Below are 24,402 nucleotides of genomic sequence, written 5' to 3'. Positions count from 1 at the left end.
TCCTCAATCCGCCGAAGCGGTTCTCGTTCTTTATTGTAGTTGGATATCGAAGTTTTGAATTGGAAGTATTCAATATGACCCGAGATGTCATTGAAAGTCATTTCTGCTTGATTCTGCTGGCGAATTAGTGCTGCAACGCACAAATTGCAGCATGTGACGGTAAGGTCTGACCGATGCGGGACTTTTTTGAGCAAGACGCGAACGGCGCACCAGCCGATCCGAACGAATCCGCCCGCCGGGCGGCACGGCCGGTGTTGCGCAACCGTTTCTTCACCTCGGCCGGGACCGAAGCGGTTTCGGAGGGATTTTCGATTACGCTTGACGGCAAGCCGGTGCGAACACCGGCTCGGCGGCTGCTCGCTGCACCAAGGCCGGCCATTGCGGAAGCTCTGCGCGCCGAGTGGGATCAGCAGACGGAGACCATCGATCCTGCACGCATGCCGCTGACGCGGCTCGCCAACAGTATCATCGATGGCGTCGCCGACCGGCGGGAGGCTGTTGCCGAGGATATCGTCAAGTATCTCGGCTCGGATCTGCTGTTTTACCGCGCCGACAGCCCGGAGGGCCTCGTCGCGAAGCAGAGCGCCGCGTGGGAGCCGGTGGTTCGCTGGGCCGCGGACGACCTCGGTGCGCGTTTCGTGCTGGCCGAAGGCGTCGTCCATGCCCGGCAACCCGATCACGCCATCGAAGCTGCGCGCAGCGCCATACCTACCGACGCCTGGCGGCTCGGCGCTTTGCATTCCGTCACGAGCTTGACGGGCTCGGCGCTGTTGGCGTTGGCGCTGATGCGGGGTTTCGGCGATGCCGCCTCGGTCTGGCGTGCCGCGCATGTGGATGAGGACTGGAATTTCGAGCACTGGGGTTTCGACGATCTCGCCATGACTCGTCGCGCAGCGCGCGAAAGCGAGTTCAACGCTGCTGCATTGGTGCTTGATGCGATGCGGGATCCCATCGAGCCACGATGAGAGGCCCGTTCTCGATATTGCCACCGTGCCTTGGATCAACCGCGGCGAGACTTCCGTCGCTTCGTTGTGGGCGCTGACGCTTCGGCCCCGGCAGCTGCCCGCTTCCCTTCAATCAGCGCACGCTGTTTGGTGAGATGACCGGCGACGAAGTCGAGAACAGTCCTCACCCGAGCAACGCGCCGCAGGTCCGGATGAGTCAGTAGCCATAACGAGGCTTCCATGGCCATGAGCGGTGGATGAATCCGCCGCAGGGCCGGATCTGCGTCTCCGAGGTAGCAGGGGAGTGCTGCGACGCCCATGCCTGCGCGGGCCGCGGCGCGAAGAGCCATGAGCGAATTCACCCGGCAGACAATTCGATCACGCGCGACATGCGCGTCCAGCCATCTGGCCGAGCCCAGATGGCCAAGACTGTCGTCAAAGCCAACCCACTCGTGCGCCGCAAGATTGGTTTGGCCACTCCACCGGGCGAGGTACGCCTGCGAAGCATACGGCGCCGTTGCCACCGCTGCGACGCGGCGCGCCACCAGGGTCTCTGGCGCTACAATCGCCGGGCGGACGGCGATGTCTGCGTCGCGCTTCGTCAGCGTCAGAAATGAATTGTCAGCCGCGAGCTCGATGGTGATCGCAGGATGCTCGGCGCGCAACTCGGCGAAGATCGGGCCGATCAGTTCAAGCAATGTGTCGGCCGTCGTCACCCTGACAACCCCCGACGGTCGTCGATCCTCGCCGGCGAGGCGGAACTCGAGCGCGTTCAGGTCGTCGAGGATTCGTGCCGCCGTGGCGACCGCTGCTTCCCCGGCCGACGTCGGCGTGTAGCCATTGCGGGCGCGTTCAAACAGATGCGCTCCGAGGCGTTTTTCCAGGCTGCTGAGCCGCCGAAACGCGGTCGAATGGTCGACGTTCAAGCGACGGGCTGCGCCGGTGAGCGTGCCGACCTCGCTGATCGCCTGTATCAGGCGCAAGTCGTCCAATGCGAAGAACTCTTGCATGTTTCCCACGCCCAGCCGTCATGACTTTCGATATTGGGGTTTAGCATCATGCCATTTCGGGCCTTTTCAGTCTCGCAGAGGTGACTCGCGCCTATCGTTCGAGGCTGGTCACGAAGGTCCCTGAAGCAGAGCTTGTAATACGTGCAAGCTGAGCTTTCTTCGTGGCCGGGTTTTGTAGCGGACCGCCAATGCCGACATTGATCGCACCGAAACCGACAAAGGAGGTTGGCATGGGCGCTCCTTCACCTGAGCTCTGCAATTTGTGGCTCGCACGCGCCTTCAACGCCCAGGACGTCGAGGCCGCTGCTGCCATGTATCACCCGGAGGCCTCGATCGTGCAGGTCGACCAGGTCCACGGCGGCACCCGGACGGCTCGAGGCGCCGACGGCATCCGCGAGACGATGGCTGCCTATATCGGCATGAAGCCGCATATGGATGTCATCACCCACCACACAACCATCGCCGGCGACTTCGCCATGACCCGCTCGCAGTGGCTCATCAAAGGACGCGACAAAAACGGCAAGCCGACGCAAGTGCACCATCACGGGATGGAGGTGCACCGCAAGCTGCCGGACGGGACCTGGGCTTTCTTCATCGACCATCCGTTTGGCGCTGATCCGTCCTGGGCCGTCGACGCGCCTCCAAAGACGGAGTAGTCGGACTCGCGCGCCGACCGACCAGCGACAGGGCCGCAGCGGTCGTCTAGGACGCAGGCAAGACCCCACCGCTTTCATCCCGCAGTCCAAATACCCGCTGCGGCCGTGCAAATCCAGGAACGGCGAATTCGCCAATGTCCATCCAGTCGCCGCGCGTGTGGCTGGCAAATTCAGGTGAAGCCAGCACGTTGCGGCCGAGACCACCGGTGAGCTTTTCCAGGCGGGCGGCGAGATTGACTGCGGGACCGATGCAGGTGAAGTCGAGACGATGTCGTCCGCCGATATTCCCGTAGAGGACGTCGCCGACGTGCAGGGCCAGGCCGAAATTCACCGCTTCGGCCGGGCTGCCTTCCTCCAGGCAGCCGAGGGATTTGATTGCGGCTCGCGCCTCGCGCGCCGCGACGAGAACCGCGGCGCAGATCTCTCGCTCATCGCTTCCATCATCGGCGGTCGGAAATACCGCCAGCAATCCATCGCCCATGAATTTGAGCACCTCGCCGCCGGCCTTCAGAATCGACGGCACCTGGCAATCAAAGTAGCGATTGAGCAGATCGACGACCGTGCGCGGCGGCAATCGGTCCGACAAGGCGGTAAAGCCGCGCAGATCGGAGAGCCAGATCGCTGCATGCAGTGTTTCGGCGTCGCCGCGGCGGATCTGGCCGGCCAGAATGCGAGCGCCTGTGCGATTGCCGACATACGTATCAAGCAACGTGATCGCGGTCCGCTGCAACGTCCGCACCTCGGCCAGCCGCGCGAGCAGTGGTACGATTTTCCCAAGGACGTCGATTTCGGCTTCCGCGAAGCCGGCGAGTTCCTTCGTCTGCATCGAGGTTGCGTGTACCGAGCCATCGGTGAAGACGAGCGGAAAGGCGAGGTAATCCGTGATGCCCTCAGCCCGCATCTCTTCGAGTACCAGCGAGCGCAGCGGCACGTTTTGCGTCAGCCGATGTCGCACCATCGTCGTCGTACGTATGGCGGTATGCAGCGGACTCGTCTGGAATTCTTCCGTGTCGGGAAAGCTGAAGTCCGCAGCCCCTTCTTCGACCTGCTTTCCGAGGCGCCAGATGTAACTGCGGCCGAACACGTCCGGGTGCAGCGTGCGAACGAAAACGCCGACCCGCCAAATAGGAACGCCGCTGTCGACAAGACGCTCGCATAGCTGGGCGACCAATTCAGCCGGACCTGCCGCCGATCGAGCGCCATCGACGAGCCAGTCCATGATTTCCTGCAGGCGATCCGCCGACATGACGATGTTCCGGCTCTTTTGGTCGGGTCCGAGACGTATCCTAGGGTAGACTTAGCTGATGCTGCCTGAGGTGCAACGTGGCTTACGCCCGATTTTCGGCCAAGCGAGGTCAAGTGTCGCGCCGGAACGGGAATGCCGCCTAGGATTCCTTGATCGGGATCGTGTCGTTGTCGCGAGGTGTCGCGTGCTCGTAAGAGGTGATCGCCTCGTCGGTCGAGCCGCGATACTGCTTGAGCGTCTGTGGGGCACGGTCACGCATGGCAATAAGGTGGGCGAGAAAGGTTGCGCCTAGTCCTGAGAACTTGTCGAATTCGTCAGGCGGGGTTTTTTGCGACACCGGGACAAGCGCGCGGCTGCGCCGCGCCTCCAGTCGGGCGGCGGCAGCGGATACCAGGTCGGAAAATCTGGCCGGGCCTTTGCTCATGACCGGCATTAGACCAGCAGCCGAGGCGATTGTTCCGTGCCGTTGCGCGGCATGGTTAGGCGGGCGTAAAGGCACTGGTTGCCCGCTTGGCGGAGAGCCCCGGAGCGGCCGCAAAGCGTGCATGGTTAAGACAAGATTAGGCGGCATTTGCGAGCAATGTTGTCCGGGCGAGGGCAGGAGGCCGCTGCGCATATGAGAGCCGCCGGACTGGCATTGGTCTGCGTCGTCATCGGCGGGGGTATGACCTTTGGCTACGTGGCGGCAGGTCGCGATTACCTCGCGAGCCTGCGCGTGCTCGATTTCCTCGATCGCGAGCAGCGCGACAGCGAGGCCTACCCTGAGGCGAATCGCGAGGGTAAGCACGATCGCATGGTGTCGCTTCGGTCCGGGGGGGCGGACGACATGCCCCAATCAAACGTCCAGCGGCGAGGAGACTCGCTTCGTCAAAGCTATGCCGCGGTCGATCCTGTCGATCCGGTTGATTCCGTCACCCCGCAGTCACCGCAGTCACAGCCTGCGTTCGCTGAACCGCCGCCCTTGCCGAAGCCGCGACCGAAAGCGCTGTTGTTGCGCCGGCAGCAGGCCGTCTACACGCTGCTCAGCGATTTGCAGATCGACGCAATCAAGGCGCGGCTGAAGCTGACGCCGGCGCAGGAGCGCAATTGGCCGGCAGTCGAGGTTGCGCTGCGCGATCTGGCGGGGCGCTTGCAGGCGATGAAAAAGTCCGGCGAAGCATCGACGGACCTGCCGCCGGACAGCGCCGAGTTCGCCAAGCTGAAAGCGGCGGCAACGCCGTTCGTGGCTCAACTGACGGCTGATCAAAAACGCGAGCTGAAGATGCTTGCCCATCTGATCGGATTAGGAAAAGTCGTCGCACAGCTTTAGGCGCGCCCAGTGTCTGGCCGCGAACCCTTCGTGCGAGCGTCAGCACCGCATTGCGGCGAGGTTAATGAGGCGTTTACGGCACGTGCGCTAGCCTTTTGCCAGAAAGGCTGCCGATGTCCGCCGTCATCACCCAGATCGGTTCGCTGTCGCAACCCGCCGGCGCGTCAGCGGCTGTGGCCGACCTCATATTACAGCCAGGCACGGTGATCGATGCGCGTGTTCTCGCGGTCCGTGAGTATCTCGTACGCCTTCTGATCGCCGGACAGGCGATCGAAGTGCTGAGCAAAACCGTGCTGCAGCCCGGCGCTACCCTGAAGCTTGCGGTTTCGCAAGGCGCGGACGGGAGCGTACGACTTGCGATCGTGCCGGCGAATATGCCGGGCACGACGGCCGGTGCGGCCGCGCCGCGGATCGTTTCGGCTTCCGCGATCGAGCAAGTGCCTGCGCCTTCAAGTGAGGAAGCGATTGCGCTCTCGCATGCGGTGCAGATATCCGCGTCGCGACAGGCAAGCCTCGCGCCACTGTTTGCGAATCTTCCCGTCATCGTTGCCGCAAGTGACGTGCCGGAGCAGGTGCAGAACGCAGCCACGCGGCTTCTGACGAACCGGCCGCCGCTCGAAGGCACGCTGACTGCGGCCGATCTGCGGCAGGCGTTTCAGAAGTCGGGCCTGTTCCTTGAAGCGACGCTTGCGCGCGGCGCGGCGCCTGCAGGTCGGCCCGACCTGAAGGCGGCGCTGGTTGTGTTCAAGCAGGTTCTGAGCAACTGGCTTGAAACGGCAAGTCTAACCACGCCATTTTCGTCGCCCGGAACGCCACCCACGGCGCCCTCGCGACCGCCGCACAATTCGCAACCGGATCCTGCATTGACTGGCGCACCGTCAGCTGTCGCGCCCGCCGTTTTCAAGGCGGCCGCTTTGTCTGCCGAGATTGCAGTGGTCGCGGTGGATGCAGGCGATCGCTCGACCGAAGGTCAGGCGAATGGTTCCAGCTTCGCTGCGCTACGGCCGACGCCGCAGGCGGCCGAAGTGGTGCGAGGGCCGGTCGCGAGCACCGCCGCGCAGGCGTTCCCACATAACGGAGCCGCGCTGTCGCGCGGGGCGCGGCAACCAAACGATGACGATCCTGCAAGCAGGCCGCCGCCGGAGCGGGCCCAACCCGTAGCCGCAGCGAGGCCGTCTGATCCTGCGCCGCCGCTGCGTGGCGCGCTGCCGGCGGCGCAACCGGTCGCATCGCCGTCCTTTTCGGCTGATGCCGCGCCAACCGACATGGGACAGAAGCTTCTGGAGCAGTCCGACGCGGCACTGGCCCGGCAGACACTGTTGCAAGTCGCCTCTCTGCCGGATCGCACGGAAACCGGCAGTGCGAACCAGGCTGCGCAGGCGCGCTGGAGCTTCGAGATACCGTTCGCGACACCGCAAGGCACGGCGGTTGCGCAATTCGAGGTCGCACGGGATGGCGGCAGCGACGTCGAGGCGTCCGCATCGCGCATCTGGCGTGCTCGCTTCAGTCTCGACGTCGAACCGGCCGGGCCGGTGCACGCCCTGATCTCGCTGGTCGGTGAGAAGGCTGCGGTCCGGATGTGGGCGGAGCGGCCTGAGACTGCTGCAGAGCTTCGTGCCAATGCTGATACGCTGAGCCTGGCCCTGCGCCAGGCTGAGCTAGAGCCCGGCGACATCCTGGTCGCCCACGGGGCGCCGCAGCCAGCACGACTGAGCGCCGGCCAGTTTCTGGATCGCGCGACATGAGCACGAAGACTGAGAACCAGCTCGCCGTGGCGCTGCATTATGACAAGCAGGGGGCGCCGCGCGTTGTTGCCAAAGGCAGGGGCACGATCGGCGAAACGATCATCGAGGTGGCGAAGGCCAACAACATCCCGATCGAGGAGAACGAGATCCTGGCTGGCGCGCTGTCGAATGTCGAACTCGGCGATGAGATTCCCGAGGAACTCTATAAGGCGGTCGCCGAAGTGCTGATCTTCGTGCTGCGGCTGTCGGGGCGGGTGAGGTAGGCGTTGTCATCGCCAGCGAAGCGAAGCAATATTGGTTGAGCTGGAGTTTGCAAGAAATGGCCGGAAAGCAGCATCGCTATCGCCCAATTGTGGCCTGGACCGGCAACACGGGTGAAGGCACCACGAGTTACAAGGGCTACGAACGGGCGCACGCCATAACTGCGCAAGGCAAGGCGGAGATTGCCGGGTCGTCCGACGCAAGCTTTCGTGGCGACGCCGGCCGATGGAATCCTGAGGAACTGTTTGTCGCGTCAGCCTCCACCTGCCACATGCTCTGGTATCTGCACCTGTGCGCGACGAACGGCGTGGTCGTTCTCGACTATCGGGACGAGCCGGAGGGGCTCATGATCGAGGAGGCCGACGGCAGCGGTGCTTTCGCGCGTATCGTGCTCAGACCGCAGGTCAAGCTCTCCGCAACCTCGAGTGAAGAGAAGGCCCGAGAGTTGCATCACAAGGCGCATGAGATGTGCTTCATCGCCAATTCGGTGAAATGCGAAATCTCGACTGAGCCGTCGTTCAGCCGCTGAGGCCGGACTCCCTGTCAGCAGCGCTGTCGGCATGGCGCCCTGCCGCAGATCAGCCTATCGGGCCATTTTCCGCTCCTCAAATCCTTGCTAAGCGATGGGGAAAGCATGAGACATCGTGGGTCGGGCAGCCGGCCTTGGGGGTAAGGGTACGTCAAATGAAGAACATCCTCGAAGCGCTGGACGAACGCCGGGCCAACGCCAAGCTCGGTGGCGGAAAGAAGCGCATCGCCAGCCAGCATGAGCGCGGCAAGCTGACCGCGCGCGAGCGTATCGAGCTTTTGCTCGATAAGGGCTCGTTCGAGGAGTTCGACATGTTCGTGGAGCATCGTTCGACCGAGTTCGGCATGGAGAAGTCGAAGGTCCCGGGTGACGGCGTCGTTACTGGCTGGGGCACGGTCAACGGACGCAAGATCTTCGTCTTCGCCAAGGACTTCACGGTGTTCGGCGGCTCGCTGTCGGAGACGCACGCGCAGAAGATCACCAAGCTGCAGGACATGGCGATGAAGGCGCGCGCGCCGATCATCGGCCTTTACGACGCGGGCGGCGCGCGCATCCAGGAGGGCGTTGCGGCACTCGCGGGCTATTCCTACGTCTTCCGCCGCAACGTCATCGCGTCGGGCGTGATCCCGCAGATCAGCGTCATCATGGGGCCGTGCGCGGGCGGCGACGTCTATTCACCAGCAATGACCGACTTCATCTTCATGGTGAAAAACACGAGCTACATGTTCGTTACTGGTCCCGACGTGGTGAAGACTGTGACGAACGAGGTTGTCACGGCGGAGGAGCTTGGCGGCGCGTCTGTGCACGCGACCAAGTCGTCCATCGCCGACGGCGCGTACGACAACGATGTCGAGACACTGCTGCAGATGCGCCGGTTGATCGATTATCTGCCGTCGAACAACACCGATGGCGTGCCTGAGTGGCCGAGCTTCGACGACATCGAGCGGGTGGAGATGTCCCTCGACACGCTGATCCCGGAAAATCCGAACAAGCCCTATGACATCAAGGAGCTGATCCTGAAGGTCGTGGACGAGGGCGACTTCTTCGAGATTGCCGAGACGTTCGCGAAGAACATCGTTACCGGGTTCGGCCGCATCGCCGGTCGCACGGTCGGTTTCGTCGCCAACCAGCCGATGGTGCTCGCCGGAGTGCTCGACAGCGATGCGTCGCGCAAGGCTGCGCGCTTTGTCCGCTTCTGCGACGCCTTTAACATTCCGATCGTGACCTTCGTCGACGTGCCGGGCTTCCTGCCGGGAACGGCGCAGGAGTATGGCGGCCTGATCAAACACGGCGCCAAGCTTCTGTTCGCCTATTCGCAATGCACCGTGCCGCTCGTGACGATCATCACCCGCAAGGCCTACGGCGGTGCGTTCGACGTGATGGCGGCCAAGGAGATCGGCGCTGATATCAATTACGCCTGGCCGACGGCGCAGATCGCGGTGATGGGCGCCAAGGGCGCGGTCGAGATCATTTTCCGGCAGGACATGAAGGACGCGGAGAAGATCGCCGCGCGCACCAAGGAGTACGAGGACCGCTTTCTGTCGCCATTCATCGCCGCCGAGCGCGGCTACATCGATGACGTGATCATGCCGCACTCGACGCGCAAGCGGATTGCACGCGCGCTAGCGATGCTGCGCGACAAGAAGGTCGAGATGCCGGCGAAGAAGCATGATAATCTGCCGCTGTAATTGAGGCGGAACAGAAATGTCAACGCCAGCGCAAAGAGGTGTTTTTCATGCCGCACTTCCTGACCGTCCGCGCCATTGTCTCTGATCCCGCCAAGCGGGAGGCCTTTGACGACTGGTACCACCGTGAACATCTGCCCGATGCAGCCAAGACGTTCGGCGCCGAGAAGGCATGGCGGTTCTGGAGCGTGAGTGATCCCTCTCAGCACCTTGCGACGTACCAGTTTCCCGATCTCGCCGCGCTCGAGCGTGCGATGGCCGGCGGCGAAATGACGCGGCTCGTCGCGGACTTTGACAAGGCCTTTCCAGGGATTCCACGCACGCGCGAGATCACGGCGCTGGCAGAGGAGTGGAAAAGGGGCTGAGCCGCAAGTAGCGCAAGCTTCTCCAAGACAATTGCAGGCGGTTGACGTTGGGCGCTGAAGAGGAGTGTCGCGCGCAATTGCGTCTTCGATACGTCGTTGTTGCGCGCGTCCATCATCGCGCTGTCAAGCAGCGGGGAACCTTGTCCCCATTCATTCATTTCCGGTTCAGTCGCACGCGGCCACCTTGTTTGCGTGAGTGATATTGGCATTCGTCACTTGCACGATGCGGGGCAGGAGCGGGGCGAGACGCTTAACCTGAGCCGGAGGTTGGTCGATGGAAAGACGCGAGTTTCTTAAAATTGCATTCGGTTTCGCTGCTGCTGCAGGGGCGGTCGCTACGACTGTCGCAACAGCACAAGCGGCACCATTGCTGCCGCAAGGCATACCACCCGATGGTCCTGCCAAGCCTGACCAGCTCGCGGCGCAGGACGAGGCCGCGAAAGCAGAGCCGGCGATCGCCACGCAGGATGATATCGACTCGATCGGCCCCGAGCAGGTGCAGTGGCGTCGACGTTATTGGCGCCGGCCCTATTGGCGGCGCAGATACTGGCGTCGCCGTTATTGGCGCCCAGGCCCACGCTACTGGTACCGTCGCCGTTGGCGTCGCCGGCCGATCTACATGTAAGCGTTGGCTGTCCGTCGTCGGCGAGCGTACCGTTCTTCGAATGGCGGTGTGCTCGCGGCGGCGTCACGAGCGACTGCGCCGTTACCTCAGTCCGGCGCAGTTTGCATAGAAGGTCGTCGTTGCAGGCCAGTCCGAGAAGACGCCGCGTACGCCGACCTGCTTTGCCAGCACGTCGAGCACAGTCAGCGTGTCGCCGTCCCGGTCGATCGCGGCCTTGATCGAGCGATGATAGAAGCCGCCGCCCTTGTCGAGCGGGCCGTCGCGCTCCAGCGACCAGGCGATCAGGTCGAGGCCCGCGCTTTTCGCTGCTTTCGCGTAGGCCGACGGAACGATCTCATTCTTTTCGTTCAGTGCCACCAGCATGTAGATCGGCGGTGCGAGAATCTTGACGCCGGCCTCCGCCATCTCCTTCATGCCGGGCTTTAGAAGCTCCGGCCTGGTGTGATCGAAACCAGGCTGCTCATAGCGTCCATCAAGGTAAACGGCTTGCGTACCGAACGCCGGTTCTGCCTTGATCCAGTACAGCACGTCCGCATAGTTGAAGCTCTGCGCGAACACGTCCTTGGGATTTATCCCTGCTGCCTTGTACTCGTCGAGCATCGCCTGGGCGTATTTCTCTTGCGTGTAGTCGCCACCGAACGGCATCGGCACCTCCGGCGACTTCAGCTCGGGCGTGAATTTCGCGCCGAAGCCCTTGATCAGCGCAATGCTCTCGGCGTGCGTCAGGAGCGTGCCGTTCGCCGCATAAAGGTCGGTGCGCCAGGGCGCCGTGCCGCGCATGTAGTCGGCCACGGTCGTCGCGTTCGCGTTGGCTGCATCCATCTTGCCCTGCAGGGTGCGGAACTCGGCGAGCGTGATGTCGCTGGTGCAGCATTTCGCTGACGCCTTCTTGCCGGTCGCCGGATCGGCAGGACTGAATCCTTGCGAACATTTTGCCGCAAGCTCCGGTCTGGCGAGAATGTTCGTCGTGGTGTGCAGGTCGCATTGTGCGTGGCGGCAGACCAGCTGACGATCCTTGGTGAACGTGACGTCGCACTCGATCACGCCCGCGCCCATGCGCGCGGCCGCTTCGTAGGACTCCTTGGTGTGTTCCGGGAACTGCAGGGGTGCGCCGCGGTGACCGATCGAAAAATCGGTTTTGCGGAACGGGCCGGTGCACTGCTTGAGGGCGGCCTTCAGCGGGCCATCCTTCATTCGTTCGACGAGATAGAAGGGGCGGGGACCGAGCTGCGGTGGCATGCTCTCCGGTTGCGCGGGGGCTGTGCCACTGCCCAAAAGCATCGTCGTTGCGACGAGGACGGCTGCAAATCGGATCATCATAATTCCCCCGCGATCTGAGCGGCGCTGGCAACCTTCGATCATTGTCCTGTGACGGGCGTTTGTCACCGATTCGGGCCTCCGCAAGCGCGCGAGCTGCCAGGAAATGACCAAAGGTCATATTGCCAACGGCGCTGGCGGGTGCCGTAATCGGACAAACAATTGAGCACAGTGCCAATATGATCGGGGGAAAACCAATGTTTCGACTGACGTCGTGGATCGCCATCCGTGCAGCCGCGGTCCTCACCGCCGCCGTTGCCGCCCTTGCCGGCGCCACTCCGCCCGCGTCGGCGCAAAGCTGGCCGCAACGTCCCGTCAATCTGATCGTGCCGTTCCCTGCAGGTGGCGGCACCGATGCTTTTGCCCGGCCGCTTGCCGCTCAGCTTGAAATTCAGCTCAAGCAGCGCTTCCTGATCGACAACCGTGGAGGGGCGGGAGGCACGATCGGTGCGAGCGCTGCGGCGAAGGCGGAGCCAAACGGTTACACATTTCTGGTTGGCGCCGCCCATCACGCAATTGCGCCATCGCTGTACCCGAAGCTCGACTACGACATCGAGAAGGACTTTATCCCGGTGGCGGTGATCGCGATGCCGCCGCAGGTAATCGTCGTCAATCCAGGCAAGGTGGAAGCCAAGACCCTGGCCGAGTTCATCGCCTACGCCAAGGCTAATCCCAACAAAATCAACTACGCGTCAGCCGGCGCGGGCACGACGCATCACCTCGCGGGAGAGCTGTTCAAGATCCTGACGCAGACCCAGCTGAACCACGTGCCTTATCGCGGTGCGGGTCCGGCCATGCAGGATCTCGTCGCAGGCCACGTGCATGCCATGTTCGATGGCCTCGGCTCGTCGGCCAACCAGATCCAGAGCGGCGCGCTGCGCGGACTGGCAGTGGCGGCGACAACACGCTCGCCGGCAATCCCCGAGGTGCCTACGTCGGCGGAGGCCGGGCTCAAAGGCTATGAGGTCTCCACCTGGTACGCGGTGTTCGCGCCGAAGGGAACGCCCGAACCGATCGTGGATCAGATCACGACGGAGATCCGCAAGGCGCTGGACGCGGATGCGATCAAGGAAGCGTGGAAAAAGAACGGGTCGCCGACCCCGACCCTGGTACGCGCGGACTTCGGCAAGTTTGTCACGTCAGAAGTCGCGCGCTGGGGCAAGGTGGTCAAGGACGCCGGCATCAAGATCGAGGCGCCGTAAGTCCGTCCGTGCTTAAGGTCGCTCGTTAGTCTAGACACCAGGCTCCGCAAAGTGACGGGCGTCGGCATCGACGTCCCGCCACGCGGGCCTGTCTGAAAAGCGCGGCCTACTGCTTCGGTGCATCAGCCGGTGCCGTCGGTGCCGGCTGCGAGGGCGCTGCGCCGGTCGTCGTGCCCGGCGCCGGAGCCGGCCGCTGAGCTGTGCCGGTCGCCGGCGTGTTCGATGCGGTGTCATTGTTGGTCGCCGTCGACATGCCGTAGAACAGTGCACCGACCAGTGCCAGCACTGCCAGGGCGTATAGCGCGACGCGGGTGCCGCTGACCGGGCCAGCGTCGTCAAACCGGTCGGACTGCAGCATCGGGTCGGCGCTGCGCGGAATGTCGTCCGTTGGCGGCGGCGTGATGAACGGATCGTTCGGGTTCGGTCGATAGGCCATCTCGGTCCTCCATTGGCTCTTCTGAAGACAATGGCGCTTGGGCCAACCGGTTCCGGCAAACATTACACTTTGGTAGGGAACAATACAGTAGAGGAACCTGATTCAGGTTCCCGGACGCGGAACGAGGAGCACACCGCGCGCCGTTCACGGTTACTGCTGATTCACTATGGCACGTGATTCGAGCGCCTGAGCTCATCGTCATCGCAGGCGTAAACGAGCCGTGACTTCTTTTCGACATGGTCCTGCGTTGTCGGCGACGCTGCGTCAGTTTGCGCCGTGCAACGCACGCGGCGCTCGTCGGAAGCGACGGCGACTCGCCGTGGCTGATTCGCGAGTACCGGACTCCGAACGCCGCGCGGCCCACGCCTACCGCTGCTGCGGCGCATCAAGCTTGCGCAGCTTTTGGTCAAAGCGACGCCGATAATCGGCATAAGGCTGCGTCGGCTTGCGCGCAGCCGGCACGAAGTTGCCGTGTCGCAGTGGCCCTAGACCTGTCTTAGATTCTTGATGCTTTTGCAGGCGAAACATATTTAGATTGCTTCAAAGGTAGCGATGCGGCGTTCAACGCCGCTCACCGTTCAGAGGCAGACATGGGAATCAATCAAGGCCCGATCAGTCTCGACCAGAAATACACTGCCCGATCCGGCCACATCTTCTTGACAGGGACACAGGCGCTGGTTCGGCTGCCGATGGCGCAGATCCGGCGCGATCGTGCGAACGGCTTGAACACTGCGGCGTTCGTCTCCGGCTATCGCGGCTCGCCGCTCGGCGGTTACGATCAGCAGCTACACGCTGCGCGCAAGTATCTCGACGAGTATGGCGTCAAATTTCAGCCCGGCGTGAACGAGGATCTCGCCGCGACCGCCATCTGGGGGTCGCAGCAGCTTCAGCTGTCGCCGGGCGCAAAGCATGATGGTGTCGTCGGCATCTGGTACGGCAAGGGCCCCGGCGTCGATCGCTGTGGCGATGTTTTTCGCCACGGCAATACCGCAGGCTCGGCGAAACACGGCGGCGTGCTGTGTCTTGCGGGCGACGACCACGGCGCGAAATCGTCCACCGTCCCGCATCAGTCCGATCACGCGTTCATCTCGGCGCTGATGCCCTATCTCTATCCCTCCAGCATTCATGAAATGATCCAGATGGGGCTGCTCGGCATAGCCCTGTCGCGCTACTCCGGCTGCTGGGTCGGCATGAAGGTGATCACCGAAACGGTCGAGACGACCGCCGAGATCAACCTCGCCGACGAGATGAATCCCTTCATCATTCCGACCGATTTCGAAATGCCGCCGGGCGGCTTGAACCTGCGCTGGCCGGACGACCGCATTGAACAGGATCGCCGGCTGCAGGAATACAAGGGCTTTGCCGCGATCGCCTTTGCCCGCGCCAACAGGATCAACCGCGTCACGCTGGATTCGCCGAATGCGCGCTTCGGCATCATGGCTTCCGGCAAGAGCTATGAGGACGTGCGGCAGGCGCTGCGCGAGCTCGGCATTACGCCCGAGGTCGCCGCCCGCATCGGGCTCCGCCTGTACAAGATCGGCATGCCGTGGCCGCTGGAGCCCCAGGGCGTGCGCGAGTTTGCCGTCGGGCTCGAGGAGATCTTCATCGTCGAAGAGCGGCGCGAGATCGTCGAAAACCAGGTCAAGCAGGAGCTGTTCAACTGGCGCGACGACGTGCGTCCCCGGATTGTCGGCAAGATGGACGAGCACGACAAGCGCTTCCTGCCGTTCGAGGCGGAGATCAGCGTTGGATCGCTCGCGGTCTCACTCACGGAACGGCTGCTGCGTCTCAATCTGAATCCTGAGATCGCCGACATGCTTCGCGCCAGAGCCGACTGGTTCAACGGCCGCGAAGCGTCGCAGGTGCAGGCGGTGGCGCCTGTCGTGCGCACGCCGTACTTCTGCTCGGGCTGTCCGCACAACACCTCGACGAAAGTGCCCGAAGGCAGCCGCGCGATGGCCGGCATCGGCTGCCACTTCATGGCGCTCTGGATGGACCGCAACACCGAAACCTACACGCATATGGGCGGCGAGGGCGTCCCGTGGGTGGGGACCGCGCCGTTCACAACCGAGAAGCACGTCTTCGCCAATCTCGGCGACGGCACCTATTTTCACTCCGGCAGTCTCGCGATCCGCCAGGCGCTCGCCTCGAAGGCAAACATTACCTACAAGATCCTCTATAACGATGCCGTCGCCATGACCGGCGGTCAGCATGTGGACGGCGATCTCTCGCCGCAGCAAATCACGTTCCAGCTTTACGCCGAAGGTCTGCGCGAGATCTATCTCGTCTCGGAAAATCCGGACGAGTATCCGGCGGGAACGATCGCGCCCGGCGTCAAGCTGGCGCATCGCGATCAGCTCGATCAGGTGATGCGGACCCTGCGCGATACGCCGGGCTGTTCGGCGATCGTCTTCGTGCAGACCTGCGCCGCCGAGAAACGCCGCCGCCGCAAGCGCGGTCTCATGGAAGACCCCGCCCGTCGGATCATGATCAACGCCGCCGTGTGTGAAGGCTGCGGCGACTGTTCGGTGCAGTCGAACTGCATTTCGGTCGAGCCGTTGGAAACTGAGTTTGGCCGCAAGCGTGCGATCAACCAGTCGAGCTGCAACAAGGACTATTCCTGCGTGAAGGGCTTTTGCCCCTCGTTCGTCTCGATCGAGGGCGGGACCCTGCGCAAACGTGCGCCGGCCGAGCTCGGTGATCTCGGCGACTGCCCGGAACCGGCCTTGATGCCGTCACTGGAGAAGCCGTGGAACATTGCGGTGGCCGGTGTCGGAGGCACCGGCGTATTGACCATCGGTGCGCTGCTCGGCATGGCGGCGCATATCGAAGGCAAGGCCAGTATGATCCTCGACATGTCGGGCCTGGCGCAAAAGGGCGGGGCGGTGCTGAGCCACGTCCGTCTGTCGCAAGATACCGAGGAAGTGGCCTGTTCGCGCATCGTCAGCGGCACCGCCGACGTACTGCTTGGCGCCGACGAGGTGGTTGCGGTTGCGAAGGAAACCATCACGCTTTGCGACTCGCAGCGCACCAACGGCGTCATCAACACCCACCTGATCCCGATTGCGGATTTTATCCACAATCGGGATTTTGATTTCCAGCACGGCAAGGTCAATCACGTGCTGGAAGCATCGCTCAAGCAGGGCTCGACCTTCTTCGATTTCACCCACGTGGCCGAAACACTGCTCGGCGACAGCATCGCTACCAACATGATGATGATGGGCTATGCCTATCAGCGGGGACTGCTGCCGCTCGGTGCAGGAGCGATCGAGCAGGCGATCATCGTCAACGGTGTCTCGGTCAAGATGAACACCGAGGCCTTCCGACTCGGCCGGATCGCTGTGGCCGATCCGAAGCGGCTGGCCGCGATGCTGCACGAGGAGACGACGGTTGCCAAGACTCAGGGTGAGATGTCGCTCGACGAGTTGATCGCCCATCGCACGAGGCATCTGACCGCTTATCAGAATGCCGCCCTCGGCAGGCGCTATCGCAAACTGGTCGACGACGTCGCGGCCGCAGTCAAGGCGAAGGGGCTGAGTGAGTCGCTGACGCGGGCGGCGGCCATCGGCTACGCCAAGCTGCTCGCCTACAAGGACGAATACGAGGTCGCGCGCCTGTACTCCGACGGATCCTTCGAAAAGGAGCTGCGGGAGCATTTCGAGGGCGATTTCAAACTCAAATATCATCTCGCGCCGCCGCTGCTGCCCGCGCAGGACGATGGCGCCGGCCGGCCGAAGAAGAAGACGTTCGGTCCCTGGATGATCAACGGCTTCAAGGTGCTGGCGAAGCTCAAAGGCTTGCGCGGCACGCCGCTCGATCCGTTCGGCTGGTCGAAGGACCGCCTGCTGGAGCGTGAACTGATCGCCGACTATGAAAGCGACGTGCGCTCAGTGCTCGCGAAGCTTTCGGAGCAGACGGAGCCGATCGCGCTCGCCTTGCTGTCGCTGCCGGAAGATATCCGTGGCTATGGCCCTGTGAAGGAGAAGGCGGTGCAGCAGGCGAGGGCGAAACGGGCAGCGCTGCTAAAGGATCTTTCCGACCCGCCGCCACTGGTCGCTCCGTCGATCGCAGCGGAATAGGTGCTCTCGTCATTGCGAGCGCAGCGAAGCAATCCAGTCGGCGGTTATCATAACCTCAGACTGGATTGCTTCAGAGCTCACGCTCCTCGCAATGACGAGCAACGACGGCTCAATGCTCCGCTGCGCTCTTCTTCGCAGCCTCGTTGTTCAGCACGATCAGTCCGTCCACCGCGACACCGGCCTTGGTATTGATCAGGAACGGATTGACGTCGATCGAGGCGATCCGCCCCTGGGCGTCGGCCATCAGGTTGGAAAGCCCGACCAGCGCCTTTACGACCGATGGCTCGTGCAGCGCAGGCTTGCCGCGGTAGCCCTTCAGCTTTACGCCTGCCTTGGTGCGGTTGATCAGCTCCTTGGCGTCGTCGGTATCGAGCGGCGCGCCGGCCAGCGCGACGTCCTTCATCAATTCGATGTCGACGCCGCCGGTGCCGAACAGCACCACCGGGCCCATCTCCGCGTCGAGTGAGCCGCCGACCACAAGCTCGAGCTCGGACTTGACCATCTGCGCGATCAGCACGCCTTCGATTACCGGCTTGCCCTTGATCTTCTTCATCCGCGCCATGATGTCGTTGAAGGCCTTCTTCACCTCGGCAGCGGTCTTCAGATTGAGCACGACGCCGCCGACGTCCGACTTGTGCAGGATCTGCTCGCTGACCACCTTGGCGACCACCGGAAAGCCGATTTTCTTGGCGATCTTTGCCGCATCGTTGGCGGTCGTTGCGATCTCCTCCTTCGACACCGGAATGCCGTAGGCCTTCAACAGCTTCTTCGAGGCGACCTCGTCCAGCGCCGCGCCGTTGGCGGCTTTCAGCGCCTTCTCCAGCGCCGCCTTGGCGGACGCGCTCGAGGAGGACTGTACGTCGGGCACGTTCTTGCGCAACCGGCTATAGTCGATGAGCTGCTTGATTGCGCTCACCGCGCGATCGGTGCCCTGCATCACGGCGACGTTCGGCACCGACTTGCGCAAGCTCTTGGTGAACTCCGTGAAGCCGACCGACAGCGCGCTGATGTAGACGACCGGCTTTGATGCCGCGCCGGCCAGATCGTTCACGAGGCGGATGTTGCGTTCGCGCAGTTCGTGCGGCGCTTTCGGGAACTCGGCGTCGATCAACACGATGTCGGTGTCCGGATCCTCGATCATCAACTGCACCGACTTGATGTAGACGGTTGGGTCGACCACCGCGGCGAACCCCGCATCCAGCGGGTTGCCGACGATGCTCCCCGGACCGAGCATCTGGCTGAGCTTTTCCTGCAGCGTCTGGCTCAGGGGACGGAAGTTCAGGCCGGCCGACGAGAACGCGTCGATCATCAAGCCGCGCTTGCCGCCGGACAGGGTGACAGCGGCAAGGCGATCGTCATTCAGTGGCTTCACGTGCACGAAGCATTCAGTGGTCTCGATCAACTCGTCGAGGCCGCGCACGCGGATCACGCCCTCGCGGGTCGAGATCGCGTCGAACGTCTCGATCGAACCGGCAAGTGCGCCGGTGTGCGCCATGGCCGCGGCGCGGCCGCCTTCCGACGCGCCGAGCTTCAGGGCGATGATCGGCTTGCCGGCCGCGCGTGCAGCCTTGCAGGCGTCACGGAACGTTTTCGTATTCCGCACGCCTTCGAGGTAGACCACGATCACGCGGATGCTCGGGTCGGCGGCAAAGTAGGCCATGAAGTCTGGAGTCTCCAGGCCCGACTCATTGCCGGTTGTGACCATGTAACCGACGTCGATGCCGCGATCCTCCAGCGCCTGACGGATCTGCATCACCACGGCGCCGGACTGCCCGGCCACGGCGACCGGACCCGGCACCATCGATACGGGGCGCTCGTCGATGTTGGTGAAGATGCGCTCACCGGAGGAGAGATTGCCGAGGCAATTCGGGCCGGTGACGGCGATGCCGGTTTCCTGGATCGCCTGCTTGAGCTCGACCGCGAGCCTTTGGCTCTCCTCATCCACCAGTTCGCTGAAACCGGAGGTGACGATGGTCGCGGTGCGCGCGCCTGCCGCGGCGGCGTCGCGGATCACCTGAACCGCAAAGCGTGCGGGCACGAGCACGAGCACATGGTCCGGCTTCTCGGGAAGCTCGTTGAAATCCTTGTAGCACTTCACGCCCCAGATCGTCTCGCGACGGGCGTTTATGGGATACATGCCGCCTTCGTACTTGTACTTGACGAGGTTGTTCCAGATGCGCTCGGCGTAGTTGCCGGGTTTGTCGGTCGCGCCGACCACGACGATGTTGCGCGGATGCAGCATTGCATGGATGCTTTTGACCACCTCGCTGGCGCTCGGAGCTGGCTCCCACTTCGTCGTCAGATCGGAATTGTCGGTGACCGCGGCGTCCATCGGCGTGACCTCGTTGCTGTCGTCTTTGATGTTTCGTTGTGCGTCGATCTTAGATGTCGGCCTGCGTCCGATCGACAACGCAAGCCAAAGCAAATCCTTGGCAGCATGGCAATGCGCGACTTTTGAACTGGCCCTCCATACCAGAATAGGTCCAATGAAATTTGCGCGGTTGCAGCTAAGCAGAGCTTGGTGCTTAGAACATGGCAACGGCTTCGCGTGTTGCGGAACGCAAGGCGCGGGATAAACTGAAAGCCATAAGACTGAAGAGCCAAGGGCGAGACACGATCTGGGAGAAGGGGCGCGGCGAGGCAATCGCCTGCCCGGGGCGCAGATGACAGGCTTATTGCATCGCACCATGCAAGATGAGCGACAAGCGGGCGGATGCCGGCTTGGTTGCCGCCGCAGGCAAATGGTGGTCGCCGCCCGCGAGCATGCAAATCGTTTCCAGCAAATGACCGGTCAGGGAGATGCCACATGAACGTAATGGTAGACGTCGAAGACACGCGCAGGCTGGAGGCATTTCGCGCTGAGGCGGAGGCCTGGATCAAGGCCAACTTTCCGGAATCGCTGAAGTCGAAGCTGGAAGAATACTATCAGAACATGCCGCGCTACCCGGACGGACCGGATTGGGCGCTTTGGAAGGAGCGGGTCCGCGACAAGGGGTGGGGCACGCCGGGCTGGCCCAGGGACTATGGCGGCGGCGGATTGCCGACGCCCGAGGCGCGGATCGTGCTTCAGGCCTTCACGGACTGTAGTGCCTTCAACCCGATGATAGGCATGGGTACGTCGCTGCTCGGTCCGACGCTGCTCGAATATGGAAACGAGGAACAGAAGAAGCTGCACCTGACCCGCGTTTCGCGCGGCGAGGTCCGCTGGTGCCAGGGCTATTCCGAACCGGGGGCGGGCTCCGACCTCGCCGGGCTGCAGACCAAGGCCGAGGACAAGGGCGATCATTATCTGGTCAACGGCCAGAAGATCTGGACATCCGGCAGCCGGTTCGCCGACTGGTGCTTCTGCCTCGTGCGCACCGACCCCAAGGTCAAGCAGGACGGCATCAGCTTCCTTCTGATCGACATGAAGACGCCCGGCGTCGAGGTTCGGCCGATCAGGACCATCTCGGGCGAGTCGCCGTTCTCGGAAGTGTTCTTCACCGACGTGGTGGTTCCGAAGGAGAACCTGGTCGGCAAGCTCAACAAGGGATGGACGATCGCCAAGCGCCTGCTGCAGTTCGAGCGCAATGCGACCAACACCGCCCGCCGCCAGCTCGCCGGCGACACGCGCCCGCTTGATGTGGTCGCCAAGGAATACATCGGTACCGACGAGAAAGGGCGGATCGCCGACCCGGATCTGCGCCAGCGCATCATCAAGCACATGATGGAGTTCCGCTCGCTGAAGCTGATGCAGCAGCGCATGCTCGATGAGACCAAGGCCGGGCAGGGGCCGAGCGAGTTCACTTCGGTGGCCAAGAATGCGCGCGCTCGCATCCAGCAGGAGCGCGAGGAACTGCTGGTCGAGATCTTCGGGCAGCAGGGGCTCGGCTGGGGCGCCGCCGGCGATCAGTTCAAGCAGGAGGAGATCGACACGACCCGGGCCTTCTTCTCGAACAAGGCCATGACGATCTTCTCCGGCACCACCGAAGTTCAGAACAACATCATCGCCAAGCGGATGCTCGGCCTGTTGGATCATCAATAAGAAACCGCGCGGGAGAGCATCATGTCGTTGTTGACCGAAGAACAAGTCATGCTCCGCGACAGTGCGCGGGGCTGGGTGAAGGCAAATGCGCCCGTCAGCGCATTCCGGAGAATGCGCGACAGCGAAAATCCGAAGAGTTTCGACGAGGCGACGTTCAAGAGCATCGCCGAAATGGGCTGGACCGGCGTCGTCATCCCTGAGGCCTATGGCGGATCCGAGTTCGGCTATCGCAGCATCGGCGTGGTGCTCGAAGAGCTCGGCCGCAATGTTGTCGCCGCGCCGCTGATCGGTTCGGCGGTGGGGGCCGCGAGCGCACTCGTGCTTGGCGGCACGGAGGCGCAGAAGAAGGCGTGGCTGCCGAAGATCGCCGAAGGCACCGCGATTGCCGCGCTCGCGATCGACGAGGGGCCGCGCTATGCGCCGGACAAGATCGCACTCGCAGCCAAGAAGAAGGGGAAAGGCTACACGCTTTCAGGCAGCAAGACGTTTGTGATGGAAGGCATGGCGGCCGATGTGTTCGTGGTTGCGGCGCGCACCAGCGGCAAGCCGGGCACCGAGAAGGGCATCACCCTGTTCCTGATTCCGGCGGATGCGACGGGCCTCAGCCGCAAGGGTCGTTCGCTGATCGATTCGCGAGGCTATGCGGATCTGACCTTCGAAGGCGTCGAGGTCGGCGCTGATGCGGTGATCGGTCAGGCCGACGCCGGCAAGGCGCTGCTCGACAAGGTGCTCGATCGCGCGACGGCGGCTGTCGCAGCCGAGCAGATGGGCCTCGCGCAGCAGGCGTTCGACACAACGATCGAATACATGAAGACCCGCGTTCAGTTCGGCCAACTGATCGGTTCGTTCCAGGCCCTGCAGCATCGTGCCGCCTATCTCTTCACGGCGATGCAGCTTGCGCGGCCGACGGTCGACGAGGCGTTGCAGGCGATCGATGAGGATCGGGACGAGGTGCCGGAGCTGGTCTCGCTGGCGAAGGCCGCCGCGAACGACTTCATCAACTACGCGACGCGCGAGATGATCCAGCTGCACGGTGGCATCGGCATGACCGATGCACACGACGCCGGCTTCTACCTCAAGCGCGCGCGCGTGCTTGAGGCGGCGTTCGGTTCCTCAGCCTATCATCGCGAGCGATACGCAAAAATCATCGGCATGTGAGTGGCGCGGTAAAAAGCAGGGGGCGGATGATGCCGATCAAGTATCCCGAGGTGATGAGCCTGAAGACGGAAGGCGTCCCGTATGCCTGGTCCGATCGTGAGGTGATGCTGTATGCGCTCGGCATCGGCATGGGGGAAGACCCGCTGAACGGGAAGGAGTTGCTGTTCGTCAACGAGGGCTATATCAATCCGAAGCCGCTGAAGGTCGTGCCGACCTTCGCCTCGGTTTGCACCTGGGGCGCCAATCCCGGGCCGATCGACCTCAATCGTGTGATGGTGGTCGACGCCGAGCGCGACATCTCTTTCCACAAGCCGCTGCCGGTCACAGCGAAGGTGACAGCCGATTCATCCGTCGTCGGCGTCTATGACAAGGGCAAGGAAAAGGGTGCCGTCATCCAGCGGCAGACCGTGGTGAAGGATGCGGCTTCCGGCGAGAAGCTCGTCACGATCCGCTCCTCGACCTTTGCTCGCGGCGATGGTGGGTTCGGCGGCCCGACGGAAGGCCAGCCGGAACCGCACCAGGTGCCGACGCGTACGCCGGATCTCAGCGTCGACATTCCGATCCGGCCGAACCAGGCGCTGATCTATCGACTGTCCGGCGACCGGAACCCGCTGCACTCGGACCCGGAGTTCGCCAGCCGCGCAGGCTTCAAGATGCCGATCCTGCACGGCATGTGCACCTACGGCCTGACTTGCCGCGCCGTGCTGCAAACCTACGCGGATTATGATCCGACCGCCTTCCGCCGCCACGCGGTGCGGTTCTCCTCGCCGGTGTTTCCTGGCGAAACGATCACCGTCGACATGTGGAAGGACGGCAATGTCGTTTCGTTCGAGGCGCACATCAAGGCGCGCAATGTCACGGTCGTGAAGAACGGCCGGACCGAACTCGCTTAAGTCAGCCAACAGAATCCGGGAGGTGTGAATGGGCTTGCTGGACAAGAAGGTTGCGATCATCACTGGTGCCGGCGGCGGCCTCGGCGAAGCCTATGCAAAGCTGTTTGCACAGGAGGGCGCCTCGGTTGTCGTCAACGACCTGGGCGGGCCGCGCGACGGCAGCGGCAAGGACGCATCGATGGCGCAGAAGATCGCCGATGCCATCATCAAGGAAGGCGGCAAGGCGATCGCCAACGGCTCCGACGTCAGCACGATGGAGGGCGGCGAGGCGCTGTTCAACGACTGCATCAAGGCGTTCGGCAAGGTCGACATCCTGGTCAATAACGCCGGCATTCTGCGCGACGGCACCTTTGCCAAAATGACCGAGGTGCAATGGGACTCGGTGGTGAAGGTGCACCTGAAGGGAACGTTCTGCGCCACGCTGCCGGTGTTCAAGCACATGAAGGATCACGGCGGCGGTGTGATCGTGAACACCTCGTCCGGGTCAGGCCTGATAGGCAACTTCGGCCAGACCAACTACGGTGCTGCGAAGGCGGGCATCGCCGGATTCACGCGAGTGCTGTCGATCGAGGGTCGCAAGTACAACATCCGCGTCTGGACACTCTCGCCGGGCGCACTGACGCGAATGACCGAGGATTTGCAGGAACGCCGCGGCGCGAGCTACGCACCCTGGAAGCCCGAAATGATCGCGCCGGGCGTGCTCTATATGGTGAGCGACCTGTCCGGCGATCAGACCAACAAGATCCTGGCGGTGTCGTCGGCACGCGGCGTGCGCGAGATGAAGATTTTCATGGCCGAGGGCTGGATGCCGACCGGCCCCTGGACGGCACAGGATCTCGCCAAGCACGCCGACAAGGTATTCTTCAAGGAAGACGCCAAGGTTGTTTGATCAGGGCGGGTTGCGAGGCGTAGCCGCTG

The 24,402-nt window shown here is 63.1% G+C and carries 21 protein-coding genes; 15 read left to right on the top strand and 6 right to left on the bottom strand.

Annotated features, from left to right (window positions below; all coding sequences use genetic code 11):
* The first annotated feature begins 173 nt into the window (after positions 1-173).
* Entirely contained in the window at positions 174-965 is a 792-nt protein-coding gene (locus tag RCO31_RS01695) for an ATP12 family protein (protein ID WP_308966455.1), read from the top strand.
* Positions 966-1,000: 35 nt separating this feature from the next.
* On the opposite strand, the gene RCO31_RS01690 is transcribed toward RCO31_RS01695, so the two are convergent.
* Positions 1,001-1,954, bottom strand: coding sequence for a LysR family transcriptional regulator (locus tag RCO31_RS01690; protein WP_308966454.1), 954 nt, complete (start codon positions 1,952-1,954; stop codon positions 1,001-1,003).
* Between the two features lie 230 nt (positions 1,955-2,184).
* Between RCO31_RS01690 and RCO31_RS01685 the strand changes: the two genes are divergently transcribed.
* Entirely contained in the window at positions 2,185-2,610 is a 426-nt protein-coding gene (locus RCO31_RS01685) for a nuclear transport factor 2 family protein (protein WP_308966453.1), read from the top strand.
* 46 nt (positions 2,611-2,656) lie between these two features.
* Here the strand turns inward: RCO31_RS01685 and RCO31_RS01680 are convergent, their stop codons facing one another.
* Complete coding sequence (locus RCO31_RS01680; protein WP_308966452.1) at positions 2,657-3,856, bottom strand: adenylate/guanylate cyclase domain-containing protein; 1,200 nt, start codon at positions 3,854-3,856, stop codon at positions 2,657-2,659.
* A gap of 139 nt (positions 3,857-3,995) precedes the next feature.
* On the bottom strand, positions 3,996-4,280 hold the full coding sequence (locus tag RCO31_RS01675) for a hypothetical protein (protein WP_308966451.1): 285 nt from the start codon (positions 4,278-4,280) through the stop codon (positions 3,996-3,998).
* A gap of 192 nt (positions 4,281-4,472) precedes the next feature.
* Here RCO31_RS01675 and RCO31_RS01670 point away from each other — a divergent pair, with 192 nt between their 5' ends.
* From RCO31_RS01670 to RCO31_RS01640, 7 genes are all read left to right on the top strand, one after another.
* Positions 4,473-5,165, top strand: a complete 693-nt coding sequence (locus RCO31_RS01670) for a hypothetical protein (RefSeq protein WP_308966450.1) — start codon at positions 4,473-4,475, stop codon at positions 5,163-5,165.
* A 113-nt stretch (positions 5,166-5,278) separates the two neighbouring features.
* The gene (locus tag RCO31_RS01665) at positions 5,279-6,910 is read left to right on the top strand and encodes a flagellar hook-length control protein FliK (protein WP_308966449.1); all 1,632 of its coding nucleotides are present in this window, start codon (positions 5,279-5,281) and stop codon (positions 6,908-6,910) included.
* On the top strand, positions 6,907-7,173 hold the full coding sequence (locus tag RCO31_RS01660) for an EscU/YscU/HrcU family type III secretion system export apparatus switch protein (RefSeq protein WP_308966448.1): 267 nt from the start codon (positions 6,907-6,909) through the stop codon (positions 7,171-7,173). The genes RCO31_RS01665 and RCO31_RS01660 overlap by 4 nt, the downstream gene beginning before the upstream one ends.
* Positions 7,174-7,229: 56 nt before the next feature.
* A complete protein-coding gene (locus RCO31_RS01655; RefSeq protein WP_308966447.1) occupies positions 7,230-7,700 on the top strand; it encodes an OsmC family protein in 471 nt (156 codons plus the stop codon).
* A 155-nt stretch (positions 7,701-7,855) separates the two neighbouring features.
* Complete coding sequence (locus RCO31_RS01650; RefSeq protein ID WP_308966446.1) at positions 7,856-9,388, top strand: acyl-CoA carboxylase subunit beta; 1,533 nt, start codon at positions 7,856-7,858, stop codon at positions 9,386-9,388.
* 47 nt (positions 9,389-9,435) lie between these two features.
* The gene (locus tag RCO31_RS01645; protein ID WP_308966445.1) at positions 9,436-9,750 is read left to right on the top strand and encodes a hypothetical protein; all 315 of its coding nucleotides are present in this window, start codon (positions 9,436-9,438) and stop codon (positions 9,748-9,750) included.
* Positions 9,751-10,024: 274 nt separating this feature from the next.
* Positions 10,025-10,375: a twin-arginine translocation (Tat) gene (locus RCO31_RS01640; protein ID WP_308966444.1), complete on the top strand. Its 351-nt coding sequence runs from the start codon at positions 10,025-10,027 to the stop codon at positions 10,373-10,375.
* An 81-nt stretch (positions 10,376-10,456) separates the two neighbouring features.
* Here the strand turns inward: RCO31_RS01640 and RCO31_RS01635 are convergent, their stop codons facing one another.
* Positions 10,457-11,695, bottom strand: coding sequence for a glycerophosphodiester phosphodiesterase family protein (locus RCO31_RS01635; RefSeq protein WP_374991406.1), 1,239 nt, complete (start codon positions 11,693-11,695; stop codon positions 10,457-10,459).
* Between the two features lie 194 nt (positions 11,696-11,889).
* Between RCO31_RS01635 and RCO31_RS01630 the strand changes: the two genes are divergently transcribed.
* On the top strand, positions 11,890-12,894 hold the full coding sequence (locus RCO31_RS01630) for a tripartite tricarboxylate transporter substrate binding protein (protein WP_308966443.1): 1,005 nt from the start codon (positions 11,890-11,892) through the stop codon (positions 12,892-12,894).
* Between the two features lie 106 nt (positions 12,895-13,000).
* Here the strand turns inward: RCO31_RS01630 and RCO31_RS01625 are convergent, their stop codons facing one another.
* A complete protein-coding gene (locus tag RCO31_RS01625; RefSeq protein WP_308966442.1) occupies positions 13,001-13,330 on the bottom strand; it encodes a hypothetical protein in 330 nt (109 codons plus the stop codon).
* Positions 13,331-13,920: 590 nt separating this feature from the next.
* Here RCO31_RS01625 and RCO31_RS01620 point away from each other — a divergent pair.
* A complete protein-coding gene (locus RCO31_RS01620; protein ID WP_308966441.1) occupies positions 13,921-17,409 on the top strand; it encodes an indolepyruvate ferredoxin oxidoreductase family protein in 3,489 nt (1,162 codons plus the stop codon).
* 109 nt (positions 17,410-17,518) lie between these two features.
* Here RCO31_RS01620 and RCO31_RS01615 read toward each other — a convergent pair whose 3' ends face one another.
* A complete protein-coding gene (locus RCO31_RS01615) occupies positions 17,519-19,741 on the bottom strand; it encodes an acetate--CoA ligase family protein (RefSeq protein ID WP_308966440.1) in 2,223 nt (740 codons plus the stop codon).
* 474 nt (positions 19,742-20,215) lie between these two features.
* Between RCO31_RS01615 and RCO31_RS01610 the strand changes: the two genes are divergently transcribed.
* From RCO31_RS01610 to RCO31_RS01595, 4 genes are read left to right on the top strand one after another with little or no spacing between them, the layout of a single operon-like run.
* Entirely contained in the window at positions 20,216-21,433 is a 1,218-nt protein-coding gene (locus tag RCO31_RS01610; RefSeq protein WP_308966439.1) for an acyl-CoA dehydrogenase family protein, read from the top strand.
* Positions 21,434-21,454: 21 nt separating this feature from the next.
* The gene (locus RCO31_RS01605) at positions 21,455-22,591 is read left to right on the top strand and encodes an acyl-CoA dehydrogenase (RefSeq protein ID WP_308966438.1); all 1,137 of its coding nucleotides are present in this window, start codon (positions 21,455-21,457) and stop codon (positions 22,589-22,591) included.
* A gap of 29 nt (positions 22,592-22,620) precedes the next feature.
* Positions 22,621-23,484, top strand: a complete 864-nt coding sequence (locus RCO31_RS01600) for a MaoC/PaaZ C-terminal domain-containing protein (protein WP_308966669.1) — start codon at positions 22,621-22,623, stop codon at positions 23,482-23,484.
* Positions 23,485-23,512: 28 nt separating this feature from the next.
* Positions 23,513-24,373, top strand: coding sequence for an SDR family NAD(P)-dependent oxidoreductase (locus RCO31_RS01595; protein WP_308966437.1), 861 nt, complete (start codon positions 23,513-23,515; stop codon positions 24,371-24,373).
* Positions 24,374-24,402 lie beyond the last annotated feature (29 nt).

It is taken from the genome of Bradyrhizobium sp. LHD-71 (assembly GCF_031157255.1).
Classification (GTDB): domain Bacteria; phylum Pseudomonadota; class Alphaproteobacteria; order Rhizobiales; family Xanthobacteraceae; genus P52-10.
The sequence above is the reverse complement of the archived record's forward strand: the minus strand, read 5'-3'. Positions and strand labels throughout refer to the sequence as shown.